The following is a 14,023-nucleotide window of genomic DNA, read 5'->3' on the forward strand; positions in this document are numbered from 1 at the left end:
GGGCCCCTCCCTGTGTCCTGGCTGGCTGCCCGGCCTCACGCGCAGTATTCCCGTCGGGCCAGGGAGGCTTCGAGCAGGAAGTGGATTCGAGAGATGTACGTGTGCTCCAGGGCAACCACCTCCATGCTCTCGACGATTCGATCCTCGAGGTCGTCGGCACCGAGCGCCTCCGACGAGGCCTCGATCAACTCGCCCATCTCGGACCCGTGAACCACCAGATCGCCGAAGAGGAGCTCGGATGTCGGGTTGTTCGAGACACCGAGCTGGCCGTAGCTGATGTTCTTGTAGAGCCGGCAGGGCACGTAACTCGGACTGCCGTCCGTCGAGAGCTGATTGTCACCCTGGATCGCAGGAGCGAGCACCGCTGCACCCACCAGATCGACGTTCTCCTCAAGTGGGACATAGCGCTTGTTGATCACTCTCGACGGATCGAGGCCACGTTCTTTCAGCGCCTCGGAGAATTCGGGGATCACAAAGTTTCCGTACTGCACGAAGTGCATCCCCCTGGTCTCACACTCCTCGACGACAGCGGCCATACGCTCGTAGTTCGGCTTCCAGACGCTTCCGACCCAGCAGACCTTCCTCGCCGAGGCCCGCAGCCGCATCAAATCGGTCAGTTCGTCTCGGCGAGCGAGCACCTCGTGCGGGAGCAGATCGGTTCCCCAAGTGAGGGTCGCCTGACCGATCGACGGCACGTACCAGTGGAGTTGGGAATTCGGATCGTAAATGACCGGGACCGGAGGGTCGACCCGAGCGAGAACGGGTTTCAGGACTGGGTACACATCGTTGGCGTCGTAATCACGGTGACGCCGGAACTCGTCGTAGAAGAGGACCTGGCCTCGACCGTGTGCGTCCATGAACCTGGAATAGTGTTCGACCGGCTCGCCGGACTTGTGTATCCACAGCAGCGAATCCGATGCCAACTCGACCTTCTCGTCGATCCGAGGCTGGTTCATCATGGTCAGGATGAGCGTCGACGGACCCACTGGGGTGAAATCTTCGGTGTCATCGCGCCACTCGACGTTCACTCCCGTTGCATTGCTCAACCACTGGAACGCCCGGAAGAAGCCCTGATGAATGAAGTGATACGTGTGCCGGTTGCGGTATCCCCAGATCAGAATGTTCTTGATTCCGAGCTGGCGGATGAGTTCTGCGCACTCATCCTCGAGCTGCCGTTCACTCACCTCGAATCGACCCGCGTTCCCGCTCGCCCGGCTGCAGCGATGTCGGCCTCCGCCATGAGGACAGCGAGTTCTCGATAGTCAGTCTGCGCTTTCCAACCGAGCTGCTGTTCGGCCTTGCTCGGATCTGCGAGCAGGAGCTCCACCTCGGCAGGCCGGAAGAACCGGGGATCCACCTTGAACACGACCTCCCCGTTGGACCGATCACGACCTTCTTCAGCGATGCCCTCGCCTGACCAGTCGACGTCGATTTCGAGGGCCTGCGCTGTCGCCGAACAGAAGTCCCGCACCGACGCCAACCGTCCGGTGCCGAGCACATAGTCGTCTGCTTCAGGCTGCTGAAGCATCAGCCACATGCCTTCCACATATTCCTTGGCATATCCCCAGTCGCGCTGCGCGTCGAGGTTGCCGAGTGAGACTGGGCCGCCGACGCCTGCCTTGTACTGTGCGAGTCCTGCGCTGATCTTTCGTGTGACGAAGCTCAATCCCCGGAGCGGACTCTCATGGTTGAACAAGATTCCCGATGATGCGTGCAGGCCGAACGACTCTCGGTAGTTCCGAGTCATGTAGTGACCGAACGCCTTCGAAACTCCGTACGGCGACCTCGGATTGAGCGGCGTCATTTCGTTCTGCGGAGTCTCACGCACCTCGCCGAAGAGCTCGGAGGTGGACGCCTGGTAGAACTTCGAGTGAGGCGAATAGCTCCTGACCGCGTCGAGGAGGCGCAACGTTCCCATCGCATTCGTGTCAGAGGTCGCAAACGGGGAGTCCCAGGACGAACCCACAAAGCTCTGAGCAGCGAGGTTGTACACCTCGTCGGGCTGGTGGTCACGAATGAGTCGGGCGAGACAGTTCTCGTCGCCGAGATCGCCGCTCACCAACTCGACGTCGTCGAGAACACCGACCCATTCGAGTCGCGCCAAGTCGTGCGCTGAGTTGCCGCGCCTGAGACCGAGTACTCGGTAGCCGTGTCCGAGCAGCAATTCGGCGAGATACGCCCCGTCCTGGCCGGTCACACCGGTGACGAAGGCGGTTTTTCCTTGATGTGCCAATGTGATTCCTCAATCGTGGCGTCAGTCCAGGACCAACGGTTGTTTTGACTCGGCTGGAACGAACGCCGCATTCACCGCACGGGACTCGAGGTACTCCTCCAAGTCGGTCGGCACGAACTGCCCGTCGACGCTCCTTAGCCCCCGATACTGCATCGATTCGAAGAAGTCGAAGATCTCCGCAACGGTGGTGCCACCAGTGATGTTCGTGGCTTCGATCAAGAACCGTGGCCGGCAACGTCGAATCGTGTCCACCATGGATGCCAAGACTGGGCCTTCATGCCCCTCGACGTCGATCTTCACGAACCCGACATCGTGCAACCGCATCCGATCGACCACGAGTGTGGCCACCTCGAGCGTCTCGCACTCCCGATCGTCGAGCGACTCCAGAGAGTTGCGCTCGTCCATGGTGGCCCAGCCGATGTACTTGGTCGGCACGCGGAGCGTCGCTGTCCCATCGGATTCGCTGATCGCACAATTGAGCACCGTGAGGCTCCGACTCCACGGCTCCATTCGCTGTGTGGTGACCCGCGCAGCGTTCGACCTCGGCTCGAAACCGATGCAGCGGCCCGCCTTCGACACGATTCGATAGGTGTACAGACCGCTTCCGGCACCGATGTCGAGCGCGAGCCGACCCGGCGGGATGAACGACCTGATGTGCGTCAGTTCGCGCTCGTTGGTACCGAAGACACCCCGCTCCTCGGCGAGTTCGTCGTCGCCGGGGTCGGGGATGTACGAAACCAACGTGGAGGCGGCGGTGGCGACGGCGTCATAGAGCGCGTCGTGATCGAGTGGGGCCGGAGGAAGCGGCATCAGACAGTACTTTCTACTCGGTGGCCCAGAGTGGGGAGGCGATGAGTCGCCAAGCATAGCCGCTGCCGATTCGCGCCCAGATGACTCCGCACGAGCGCTGCGAGGTCGCTGCTCCCTACCCTGTACCCCACGATGCCCGACCCACCACTACCCTGATCGCCATGAGGTCTGCACTCGACGGCACCGTCCTTGTCACCGGCGGTGCGGGCTACATCGGCTCCCACACAGTCCGCGCCCTGCACGATGCGAGCCGCAAGGTGGTCGTCATCGACTCACTCGAGAACGGCCGAGCCGAACGCGTTGCCGGCACCCCGCTCGTCGTCGGTGAAATCACCGATCGGGATCTCGTCACCGAGGCTTGCCGCGAGCACGGTGTCACACAGCTCGTGCACTTCGCCGCGTACAAGGCGGTCGGCGAGTCGATGGAACGACCTGGTATGTACTTCCGGAACAACGTTGCCGGTTCCATCGACCTGATCGACACGTGCGAAGCCGCCGGCGTCCACAACGTGGTGTTCTCGTCGTCGGCCTCGGTCTACGGCACTCCCCCGGAAAACCCGGTCACCGAGGCATCGCCGATCGACCCGGAGTCGGTGTACGCCGAGACCAAAGCCATGATCGAACGCATCCTCGCCTGGTACGGCAAGACCAGCGAGCTCCGCTCGGTGTGTCTGCGCTACTTCAACGCTGCCGGGGCCAGCTTCGATTGCCAGATCGGTGAGGATCCGGCGTACTCACAGAACCTGCTCCCCCACGTGATGAACGCCGTGCTGGTCGATGGCAAACGCCTCCAAGTGTTCGGCGACGACTACGACACGCCCGACGGCACCTGCATCCGTGACTACATCCACGTCGAAGACCTCGCAGCCGCCCACGTCAAAGCACTCGATTACCTGGCAGGCGGAGGCGACACGATCGCCGTCAACGTCGGCACCGGCGTCGGCTCGTCGGTCCTCGACGTACTCGAAGCCACCGCTGCGGCCGCCGGCAAGGCGGTGCCGTACGACGTCGCCCCTCGCCGCGCCGGCGACCCGGTGGCCACGGTGGCCGACCCGTCGTACGCCGAGCAGCAACTCGGATGGAAAGCCCGGTACGGACTCACCGAGATCGCCGAAACCGCCTACGCCTGGCACCTCAAGCAGTTCAACGCGACCACCTGATCCGACGGCGACGACGCCACCCGACCACCTCGGGCGAGGTCAGTCGTCGGCGGTGTTGCGCGACCCGGCATCGGCGCTGGGGTGGCGTTCGACGGAGCGCATGCGGTCGAGCCAGCCCATCAGGATTGCAACGGCCCGAGGATCGTGACGGAGCCGGTGGCCGGCGCCTTGCAGCAAGCTCAGTTCGGCGTCGCCGTGAGCGTTGACCAACTGGCGAGATTCGGTGACCGGAACGCTGTCGTCCTCGTCGCCATGCATCACCAGCATCGGCCGCGGCGCGAACCGTCGAGCCGAGGCAACCGGACGGAACCGGCGGAACTCCCGGGTCCACTCGTCGACCGACGGCGGGAACTTGCGGTCGTGGATCGCACCGACCTCGCGAGCGTGTTCGAGGAATCGTCGAGGGTGCTCCGCCCAGTCGTCGAAGTCGGCTCGCGGGCTGAGGAGGCCGACCGCCACCACTCGCGGGTCATCGGCGCCGACGCAGATGGCGATCGAACCGCCGGTGTTCGCCCCCACGAGGATCACGCCATCACAGCCGGATGTGCGGATCAGGTGAGAGATGGCGTGGCGGAGGTCGTCGACCCATCCCTGCAGCGAGAAGTCGCCCTCGCTCTGTCCGCAGCCGCGGAAGTTGAACGTCATCGTGACGCAACCCAGCGAGTTGGCCACGCGGTCCATCAGCTGCGGGAACGTGCCTCCGGAGCGCTCGGCGTCGAGTGAGGCGATCGGAAACCCGTGGCACAGGATGACGCCGGGACCGGCGCTCACTTCACCGGGCGGCTTGCCGAGATGACATGCCAGTTTGAGGCCGCTCGACACGAAGGTCTCGTCCATCCCCGGCATGCGATGTCTCGTCGCGTCAGGCGCGCGGCTTGCGCTTCAAGCGCTTCTTGCCGACGGTGGCGAGGGTGTAGCCACGGTTGCGAGCTTCGTCGAGCGTGTCGGGTCCGAATCCCAGGCCGACACCCTCGTCGGCGATCTCGTTGATCACGTCGTCGTCGTCCCACGTGGTGAGGTCGTAGACCAACTGCGTGCGCTTGTCGCCGATGAAGCGAAATCCCTCGAACTTCGGGTGGTGATCCATCACCCCATGAAAGCTAGCCGGACGAGGCCCCATCGAACCCATGGCAACCCCAGAAACTCACGCCGCAGCACCGATTCGAACCGCGAGCGCACGTGCTCGGCGTCGGCACGAAAGATTCACGTGGTGCTCACCTCGAGTTTCCGTCAGCGTCAACCGTGGCAACCACACTCAGACCGTGCTCACGCTTCCGCTCCTCGATCGATCGACAGCGTCCGACGAAACGGTCAGCCCACGCCAGGTGTTGGGGGCAGGGCGCAGAACACTCGCACGCATGGTGAGCCGCCTTCCCGAGCGAACCGAGGCCGAAGTGCCACCGAGCCGCGTCTCGCCACCCGCGCTGGTCAAGCTGGCGGGCATCGCGGATCGCGTCGACCGCCCCGACTGGGCGCTCGACCTCGTCCAGCGCGCCGCCACAGCGGGCTCGCCCCCGGCGCGAATGCTCCACGCAGACCTGCTACTCGAACGAGCACGACGCGGCGTCACGAAGGTCCCGTACGTCGGGACCCAGCCGGGGCTGGTGCCAGCTCGTTCCGCCGCCATCGAACACGCCTTGGTCTCCGGAACGATCAGGTCGGCCACACAACGAGCACGAGCCCTCGCCACGCTCGGCCGAACCGCCGAAGCCCGAGCGCAAGCGCTGCGCATCGACGACGACCGTCTCAACATCGACGTCCTCGAACGAGTTGAGAAGGCGCGAGGCGCACTCACCAGCGACGAACACGACGAACTGATCATGCGCCTCGTGGGGTACGCCACCTCCCACCCCGGAGACCAAGCGCACAAGGCTCGTGCCATCGCCAGGCTCGTCGCAGTCGGCCGATTCGACGAGGCCCGACGAATCGCCGCCGGCCCGTGCGACCCGCTCCACGGCCGGTCGGCCATCCGGTTCGCCGAGCTCACCGCCGAGGGACGCCACAGCGACGCCCGCGCCACCAAGCTGGCGTTGGCGAAACGGATCGCCGAGACGACACCATCGTGGCACGATCCGGTACGCCGGCATGCCGAGTGGATCCGCGCCAGCAGCTACGTGCACGGTGAAGAAGAAGCCCTCGAACGCCTCCAGCAGCGATGGATCGTCGGCGCCTCTGCCTACGAGCGCCTCGTTCGTCGCAAGCTGCGCGCCGACCTCGAACTCTCGCTCGGCCGACCCGAACGTCACGTCTCGTTCCGCACCTGTCTCGAGTCCGCCACCCCACGCCCCGAGCACCGATTCGGCGAACTGATCACGGGCCGCAACGTGCTGGTCGTCGGCCCGACAGAGACTCGGCGACCGACCGACGAGGAGTACGAGCAGGCAGACGTCATCGTGACCACTCGTCGGCGCGAGACGGCTGGAACGGCAACCGGCACGCCGATCGTCTTCTATGTCGCCGACTCGTCAGCACGCCTCGACCGAACCGCGCTCGATCGCTCGCTCACAGCCCACCCCGACGACATGATGGTCGTGCGTCCCTCGATGCTCAACGGCCCGACCGAATGGTTCATGGGGCACCGCCAGATCCGGGTGATGCCCACCGAAGACCAGAACACCTTCATCGGCACTCGCTTCGCCGTGCAGCGCATTCTGTTCGACGTGTTGGCCTACCGGCCCGCCGCCGTCACAGTGACGGGTATCGACTTCTTCGTCGGTGCCGACAAGTACCTGCCTGGCTACCAGAGCGAGCTGTCCGCCATCTACGAACCGAACCAGCTTCGACCAGCCGACGTCAACGCTTCACACGACCTCGCCGGCGACCATGCGTTCACACGATCGCTGCGACGATCGGGCCTCGTCGACGCCCCCGGCGCGATCGGTGAACTCCTGGATCTCGACACCGACAGCTACCTCGAGCTGCTCGATCGGCGTCGTGACGACCGCTCCGACGGACCGTCGACGCTCATCGCCTGAGCGACGGTTCGAACCGTGGTGACCTGGCCGTGGTGACCTGGTCGAGGTGACCTGGTCGAGGTGACCGCAGCTCAGTCGCCGCTGGCCACGCGGGCAACGACGTCATCGAGCAGCGCCACGTCCGACAGCAACTGTTGCCACTGGTCGCCGGCGGGGCCGCTCGCTTCGATCTCGGCGATCAACTCGTGGCCGAGTGCGACGAACTCGACCGACGGGTAGTAGCGCTCGCCATAGAGCAACGTCGAGCTGGTGATGCCGAGGCAGCGTTCGAACCGTCCGGTGGCCAGCAGCGCCTCGGCGTTGAACTGCTCGGCGGCGGCGGACTCGACGGCTTCCACCCCTCGGCGGTCGAGCGCCTCCACGAGATAGCCCCGCTGTTGCAGTCGTTCGCGCGGATGGAACTTCACGAACACCCGGTCGCCGACATGCTCCGAGATCACCTGAGCGACCATCTCGTAGTAGTCGCGCGTTCGGTTGCCGTACGGCTGCGACACGTACAGCGTGTCGACGTCTGCACACTGCGCATCGAGCGTCCGCAACACCGCGGCCGCCCGATCGACCTCTGCCGCCGGTGGGCGCAGCTCGATCGGCTTCGTCCGGTCGAGGTCGAAGATCTGCGGGTCGAGCAAGCTCGGAAAGACGACACGAACCTCGTCGAACCTCGTCCACGGCTCGAGAAACCGAGCGCCGTGCGGCGACACCCGATGCTCCAGGCGCTCGGAGTAGCCGCTCCTCGACGACCGGAACGTGCCGGCGTGCGCAGCGACGTCGACACCCAGCTGCCGACAGCTCCGCAGGAACCGGCGAATCGCCACCGGCCACCGATACACGATCGACCAGCCCAATCGCTGACGAACGGCTCGGCGTACGGCCGCGGCGAATTGCGAACGAGCGGTGGTCGGATCGGCCCGCCCGAAGATCGGATCGTCGAGCGTTCGATACGAACCGAGCCCTTCTTCGAGGTAGCAGATGCGCGAGCCAGCGGCGGCAAAGATCGATGCCAACACGCCGTAGTGCGCATTGAAGTTCGAGATCCAGAGGGCGTCGGTCGGCCGCCGTGCCGCGAGGTCCTCGTAGGCCTCGGTGACCTGACGCACCGTGGCGATTCGAGGGTGCGTCGGCAAGTCGGGCAACAGCACCGTCACCGACTCGATGCCCGATCGCTGCAAGAACTGCTGGATCTTCGCAGGCAGCTCGAGATTGCGCGGCGTCGCCAGTGTTGCGACGAGCGCCGAACGTGCAACGCCGTCCTCCGCCAGTACCGCAGCCACGCTGCGCGCCTGGCCGAGATTCGACACGACGAACAGTGCGTCGAGACGACGTTCGGAGCGATCCGACGCTGAGCTCATCGCTGGAAGAACTGCTTCTGGCGGGGCCGCTCCCAGAAGTCACTGCGTTCGAGGACTTCCACGAAGCTCGCCGCAGCGTTCCCGGCGCCGAACGAGTCGCTGCGCTCGAAGCGACGACCCCACTGGACCTCGAGCGCACGCTCGATGGCAGCTTGGTCGAACGCGTCGACGTGCGTGATCGATGGCGCGTCCGAACGGCCCTGCTGGCGGGTTCCGACGTCGAGGCTCGGCACGCCGAGGAACGGCGCTTCGCGCACGCCGAGGCTGCTGTTGCCGGCGATGACCGATGCCGACTTCATCAACCGCGAGAAGTGCGCGAACCGCATCGAGGGCACGACCCGGAATCGATCCGATGGAAGCAGTTCGATCTCGGCGAAGATCTCGTTCGATCCGGGATCGTTGTTCGGTGCGATGACCACGAACGATCGCCCCGACGCCACCAGCGCACGGAACAACGTCGTTGCCTGGGCACCGATCGTGTCGGCCTCGGAGGTGACCGGGTGGAAGACCACGATGCCGTACTCCTCGAACCCGATCTCGTAGTGCGCCCTCACCTCGTCGAGGCAGACCTGTGACGGCGCTCCATGCACGTCGAGCTCGGGTGACCCGATGACGTGCACGTCGTCGGGGGACTCCCCCAACGACACGACCCGCCGTTTGGCATCCTCGCTGCTGACGAAGTGGTGGCGACTGAGCTTGGTGTTGCAGTGCCGGAAGAGCTCGTCGATCGTTCCCGACAGTTCCCCACCCTCGATGTGCGCGCACGGCACGTAGCGCATCGCACAGACCAGGCCGACGGCGAGCGCCTCGACGCGGTCGCCGTGCGCGACGACGAGATCGGGCCGATGCTCGTCGATCCAGTCGGAGAACCCGATGACCGTCTTCGACAAGACCAGGTCCAGCGGGTCGCCGTGCGATTGGTTGACGTACTCGTGCACCGTTGCGCCCGGGAAGCGCCGCACCTCGAGGCGTGTCTCGCCGTATCGACGAAGCATGTGCATACCGGTGACGAAGAACGAGACGTCGTGGCCCGCGTCGCGACAGGCAGCGGCAAGCGGCTCGATCTTGCCGAAGTCGGCTCGCGTTCCGGTGACGAAGAGAATCGAGCGACGCTCGGGCACCACGGTGATCGGGTCAGCGCTCAAGGTCACTCCGTTTCAGCATCTCGTTGCGCACCACGTCGCGTGTGAGCCGCATACCGATCACGTCGAAGAACTCGTCACCGGCGATCTCACCCGAACCCGGTCGTCTGGCCCAGATGTCGTCCGCGGTCACGACGGTGCCGGCGACGAGGTCGCGGTCGGCGACGACCGAACTCCTCGCGAATCGATACACCGACTCCTCGGCGGCGGTGCGCTCTTTCGGGTTCCGTGTCGCCTGCCAGATCTCACGGCTGCGATCGACGAGGTGGCGGAGCTGAGCCGGGTCCATCGATGCGCTGATGTCCGGTCCTTCGCGGTAGCGGGAGTCGGTGAAGTGGCGTTCGACGATCGACGCACCGAGCGCCACGCTCGCCAGTGCCATGTCGGGACCGATGCTGTGGTCGGAGAAGCCCACCACGGCGTCGGAGAACCGCTCCCTGAGGTCGGTGATGCCGCGAAGTGACACGATCTCGGGAGGCGACGGATAGAGGTTCGTGCACTCGAGGATCGCGAACGGGACGCCGTGACCTCGGATGATCTCGACCGACCGTTCAACGCTGTCGAGGCTGTGCATTCCCGTGCTCATGATGATCGGTCGCCCGAACCCACACACGTGATCGAGCAGCGCGTGGTTCGTCATCTCGCCGGACCCGATCTTGAAGGCGACCACGCCGAGCGACTCGAGGAAGTCCGCAGCAGCGCGGGAGAACGGCGTCGACAGATACATCAACCCGAGCGACTCCGTGAACGCCTTCAGTTCCGCTTCTTCGTCCAGCGTGAGCGCCGAATCGGCGATGACGTCCCAGATCGACCGAGCATCGTTCGGAGGATGGATCGACCGCGCCGCATCGGTCATCTCGTCGTCGACGATGTGCGTCTGATGCTTCACGATCTCGGCACCGGCGAACGCCGCGGCGTGCACCATCTGCTTCGCGACGGCGAGATCGCCTCCGTGATTGATACCGATCTCCGCGATCACCAACGGCGGATGAGCGGGCCCCACGGGTCGATCACCGATCACTACCTCGTTCATGTTGACTTCCTTTCTGCGAGCAACCGCTCGACTGCGGCGAGATCGGCGGCGCTGTCGATGTCGACCGATGACGGCTCGCACATCACGTACGCGCCGATCGACGCTGTGACGAAGCCGCCGTTCTCGAGAAACCAGTCGCCGTCGAACACGTAGATCGCTCCATTCGGACGGTGAATCGGCTCGAGCTGCTGGCGATTCGTGAAGCACTCCCGGGCAGTGGAGATCGGGACGAAACGCCCGTCGACCACCTCGCCCCACTTCCGGACGCTCCGGTCGGCTTCGCACACCGACATCACCAGGTCGACGTCGGACGCCCGGTACTGGTCGACGGCGGCGCAGATGTCGCTCGCCGCCCGCAGCGGCGAGGTCGCCTGAAGGAGTACGACGGTGCAGGGTCGACCGATCTGGACGATCGCGTGGCGGACTACTGCGTCCATCGGTGTGTCGTCGCCGCAGAGGTCGGCTGGTCGCTCGATCAACTCGACCGACGGCGAGACCGGTGCCCCCAACACCGAGTCGATGTCGGTGGTGACGACCACGGTGCCGATTCCGGCGTCGAGTGCCGTATGGAGCGTGTGCTCGTACAGCGGACGACCAGCGAGCAGCGCGGTGTTCTTCCCGGGCAGGCCTTTCGACCCGGCGCGCAGCGGGACGAGGGCGACCAACGGATGGCAGCGAGCCGCGGTCACCCGACGTTCACCTCGTGAGGCATCGGCGCCGGAGCAACGTCGACCGTCGGCTCCTCCCGCTGCTCGTCGGCGGGGCGTTCCCCTGCTTCGACCACCGGGGCGTAGGACGTCGCGACCGCATCGTCCTGCCATCGACCGGTGCCCTCGAAGCGTGTCCACACCGCGTTCGTACGAACCGTGCGCGCCGGATTGCCCGCCACGACCGCCCGACCCGACACGTCGCGGGACACCACCGCTCCCTTTGCGACGATCCCTCCTGTCCCGATCGTGACGCCCTTGAGCACGGAGGCGTTCTTGCCGACCCACACGTAGTCGCCGATGTGAATCGATCGTTCACCGTTGATCCGGTCGCCGGAATCGGCGTCGTCGATCGCGTGCGTGTCGGTGGTCCGCAACTCGATCCCGAACGAGAACATGCAGTCGGCTCCGATCGTGATCGGGCTGCGGTGCGCCACCATCTCCACACGACCGAACGTCGAACGGTCTCCGATGTGCACGTCGGTGCCGCCTCCCACCGTGATCGCTCCCGTGAGTTCCACCGCCTCGCCGATGACGATCCGGTTGCCGACGCCGTTGAACTTGACGACGACGTCTTTGAGACGCGAGCCCGCGCCGATGGTCAGCGAGCTGCCCGACCGCAGGCCGGCGACCGTGAAACGGGTGAGGCTGACGTCGTCGGCGAGTCGGAGCATGTCGCCGGACTGGGGGTCGACGACCTCATGTCGCTGCTCGCTCGGCGGCCCCTGACTCATCATGGGCTGAACCTAACGACGGGCCGTTCCGCGGAAGGCCGGATCGATGCCGCATTCGCCGAGCGTTCACCGCTGCATCACCCAGAGGTCACCGTGGCGATGCCTGTCGTTTCATCTGGCGATCGTGCCCGGACGCGACAGTGCCCAGCCCGGGTGGGCTGGGCACTGATCGGACTGCTTGGGACTGACCTCACCATGAACCTGCGTCACGACCATCGTCGATCTGCCTGCACACCGCTGGGACCAATTGCGGCGATGAGTGTCAGCGGGGGTTGGCGGGAATTCGCCAGGCCGGTCCAGCCTGTTGACCTAGCGGCCAACCACCTCCAGGGTCCCGTAATGATTGTCTGGCATTGTCTGGACCACCTCCTCTCTCTGGTGATTAAGACAGTAGACGACACCCTGCGGCTTTGTCTCGTCGGTTAGCTCTACCAGGGGTTTTGCGTTGTGGACAGTTGTAGCTCGTTTGGGCTGTTGTGGGCTCGTCGGTTGCATAGCGGTTGCAATGGGAAGCCGATCTGGAGATGTCGACCACCTCCGATCCGGTTGCACTGGCTGGTGATGCAACAGGGGAAGCGGAACTGTGCAACACCCCTGGGCCATGATGTAGGCATGAGCTACCTTGATGACCTGACCGGCGGCCCCTTCGGGACACTGCTTGCCGACCCGCCGTGGCGGTTCATGAATCGAACCGGCAAGGTGGCTCCCGAGCACAAGCGCCTTGATCGCTACGACACAATGGACTGGAAGGAGATCGCGGCGCTCCCCGTCGGAGACGTGATGGCCGACAAGTCCCACTGCTACCTCTGGGTTCCGAACGCACTCATCGCTGAGGGGCTTCAAGTCATGGAGGGGTGGGGGTTCACATACAAGACGATGCTCGTCTGGGCGAAGCGGCGCAAGGACGGCGGTCCCGATGGACGGGGGGTCGGCTTCTACTTCCGCAATGTGACAGAGCCGATTCTCTTCGGGGTGCGAGGCAAGCTCCGTACCGACGCGCCCGGTAGGCGTCAGGTCAACATGATCGAGACCCAGAAGCGCGAACACTCCCGCAAACCGGATGAGTTGTACCCGATCATCGAAGCCTGTTCCCCCGGCCCATACCTGGAGATGTTCGCCCGCTATCCGCAGCCCAACTGGAGCGTGTGGGGCAACGAGGCTGCCGAGGATGTCGTGCCCCGCGGTAAACAGCATTCCGCGTACGGCGGTGCCTCCTAGACCGTTCGCTGGCACACCGCGACGATCAACACCGGGCAACCGCCTGAGTCACCGCGCTCCAGGCGAGGAGTCACCTTTTCTAAGTTGGTTGTGGTCGACGTGTTGAACTTGGTTGTCTCGGGATCAAGCCGCCGAGCCCAAGCCCTCATCTCAGCGCGATGCATCGTGATAATCGCGGCGGCGTCGATAATTCCCTCGTTGTAGAGGCTTCTGTAAGCCGCCAGGTCTCTGTCGAGATTCCCATCCTTGGCATGCCATTCGACGTCAACCGCGATTCGACCCTTGATGTTGTCGATGAGGTACGAAGCCGCTTCGTTCTCGATCGGCAGGACTTGTGCACCTTCGTCCTCGCCGTAGGCGAGCATTCTCAGCTCAGCGGTAAGGGCAACCGTGTAGCTGCCTTCGCGCCACCCGCGGTCGCGCAGCCCTGCGTTGAGCCGGGCGGCAGTGTTGGACTCGTTACCGCCGGTTGGGAAGATGTCAAGAGCGGGATCGACGGCGAAAGCGCGAAGTGCCGCCACCAAGTCCCCGAACTGCTCAGCGTTGGTCGCTTCGACAATTGCTGAAGCGTTTCTCGTTTCCAGCCAGTCGTAGCGATCGAGGACATCAGCAGGAAAGACTTCGCGATAGCTGTGTGTGAAATCCACTCACCCAGCTTCGCG

General features: G+C 64.7%; 14 protein-coding genes. 3 read left to right on the top strand and 11 right to left on the bottom strand.

Features of this window, described 5'->3' with window-relative positions:
• Window positions 1-35 precede the first annotated feature (35 nt).
• Genes YM304_RS15170 through YM304_RS15180 form a run of 3 tightly spaced genes read right to left on the bottom strand, consistent with a single transcriptional unit; the run spans window position 36 to window position 3,043 of the window.
• Window positions 36-1,184 (bottom strand): hypothetical protein, encoded by a 1,149-nt coding sequence (locus YM304_RS15170; RefSeq protein WP_015442583.1) that lies wholly within the window; start codon window positions 1,182-1,184, stop codon window positions 36-38.
• A complete protein-coding gene (gene gmd / locus YM304_RS15175; protein ID WP_015442584.1) occupies window positions 1,181-2,233 on the bottom strand; it encodes a GDP-mannose 4,6-dehydratase in 1,053 nt (350 codons plus the stop codon). The genes YM304_RS15170 and gmd overlap by 4 nt, the downstream gene beginning before the upstream one ends.
• Window positions 2,234-2,254: 21 nt before the next feature.
• The gene (locus YM304_RS15180; protein ID WP_015442585.1) at window positions 2,255-3,043 is read right to left on the bottom strand and encodes an FkbM family methyltransferase; all 789 of its coding nucleotides are present in this window, start codon (window positions 3,041-3,043) and stop codon (window positions 2,255-2,257) included.
• Between the two features lie 161 nt (window positions 3,044-3,204).
• Here YM304_RS15180 and galE point away from each other — a divergent pair, with 161 nt between their 5' ends.
• Complete coding sequence (gene galE, locus YM304_RS15185; protein WP_015442586.1) at window positions 3,205-4,203, top strand: UDP-glucose 4-epimerase GalE; 999 nt, start codon at window positions 3,205-3,207, stop codon at window positions 4,201-4,203.
• Between the two features lie 39 nt (window positions 4,204-4,242).
• On the opposite strand, the gene YM304_RS15190 is transcribed toward galE, so the two are convergent.
• Complete coding sequence (locus tag YM304_RS15190) at window positions 4,243-5,040, bottom strand: alpha/beta hydrolase family protein (RefSeq protein WP_041298349.1); 798 nt, start codon at window positions 5,038-5,040, stop codon at window positions 4,243-4,245.
• Window positions 5,041-5,065: 25 nt separating this feature from the next.
• On the bottom strand, window positions 5,066-5,290 hold the full coding sequence (locus YM304_RS15195; protein ID WP_015442588.1) for a hypothetical protein: 225 nt from the start codon (window positions 5,288-5,290) through the stop codon (window positions 5,066-5,068).
• A 271-nt stretch (window positions 5,291-5,561) separates the two neighbouring features.
• Between YM304_RS15195 and YM304_RS15200 the strand changes: the two genes are divergently transcribed.
• Window positions 5,562-7,178 (top strand): hypothetical protein, encoded by a 1,617-nt coding sequence (locus YM304_RS15200; protein ID WP_154723483.1) that lies wholly within the window; start codon window positions 5,562-5,564, stop codon window positions 7,176-7,178.
• A gap of 71 nt (window positions 7,179-7,249) precedes the next feature.
• On the opposite strand, the gene YM304_RS15205 is transcribed toward YM304_RS15200, so the two are convergent.
• The 5 genes from YM304_RS15205 to YM304_RS15225 are packed head-to-tail and all read right to left on the bottom strand — an operon-like array spanning window position 7,250 to window position 12,146.
• Window positions 7,250-8,527, bottom strand: a complete 1,278-nt coding sequence (locus YM304_RS15205) for a polysialyltransferase family glycosyltransferase (protein WP_015442590.1) — start codon at window positions 8,525-8,527, stop codon at window positions 7,250-7,252.
• Window positions 8,524-9,672 carry a UDP-N-acetylglucosamine 2-epimerase gene (gene neuC / locus YM304_RS15210; RefSeq protein WP_197536887.1) on the bottom strand — a complete coding sequence of 383 codons (1,149 nt, stop codon included), beginning with the start codon at window positions 9,670-9,672 and terminating at the stop codon, window positions 8,524-8,526. The genes YM304_RS15205 and neuC overlap by 4 nt, the downstream gene beginning before the upstream one ends.
• Window positions 9,662-10,702 (bottom strand): N-acetylneuraminate synthase family protein, encoded by a 1,041-nt coding sequence (locus tag YM304_RS15215; protein WP_015442592.1) that lies wholly within the window; start codon window positions 10,700-10,702, stop codon window positions 9,662-9,664. The genes neuC and YM304_RS15215 overlap by 11 nt, the downstream gene beginning before the upstream one ends.
• Window positions 10,699-11,391 carry an acylneuraminate cytidylyltransferase family protein gene (locus YM304_RS15220; RefSeq protein ID WP_015442593.1) on the bottom strand — a complete coding sequence of 231 codons (693 nt, stop codon included), beginning with the start codon at window positions 11,389-11,391 and terminating at the stop codon, window positions 10,699-10,701. Before YM304_RS15220 ends, YM304_RS15215 begins: the two co-directional genes overlap by 4 nt.
• Complete coding sequence (locus tag YM304_RS15225) at window positions 11,388-12,146, bottom strand: acyltransferase (protein ID WP_015442594.1); 759 nt, start codon at window positions 12,144-12,146, stop codon at window positions 11,388-11,390. The genes YM304_RS15220 and YM304_RS15225 overlap by 4 nt, the downstream gene beginning before the upstream one ends.
• A gap of 609 nt (window positions 12,147-12,755) precedes the next feature.
• Here YM304_RS15225 and YM304_RS15230 point away from each other — a divergent pair.
• On the top strand, window positions 12,756-13,361 hold the full coding sequence (locus tag YM304_RS15230; protein WP_015442595.1) for an MT-A70 family methyltransferase: 606 nt from the start codon (window positions 12,756-12,758) through the stop codon (window positions 13,359-13,361).
• Here the strand turns inward: YM304_RS15230 and YM304_RS15235 are convergent.
• The gene (locus tag YM304_RS15235) at window positions 13,358-14,008 is read right to left on the bottom strand and encodes a BglII/BstYI family type II restriction endonuclease (RefSeq protein WP_015442596.1); all 651 of its coding nucleotides are present in this window, start codon (window positions 14,006-14,008) and stop codon (window positions 13,358-13,360) included. The two genes, YM304_RS15230 and YM304_RS15235, sit on opposite strands and share 4 nt — an antisense overlap.
• Window positions 14,009-14,023 lie beyond the last annotated feature (15 nt).

The sequence above is a fragment of the Ilumatobacter coccineus YM16-304 genome (assembly GCF_000348785.1).
GTDB classification, from domain to species: domain Bacteria; phylum Actinomycetota; class Acidimicrobiia; order Acidimicrobiales; family Ilumatobacteraceae; genus Ilumatobacter_A; species Ilumatobacter_A coccineus.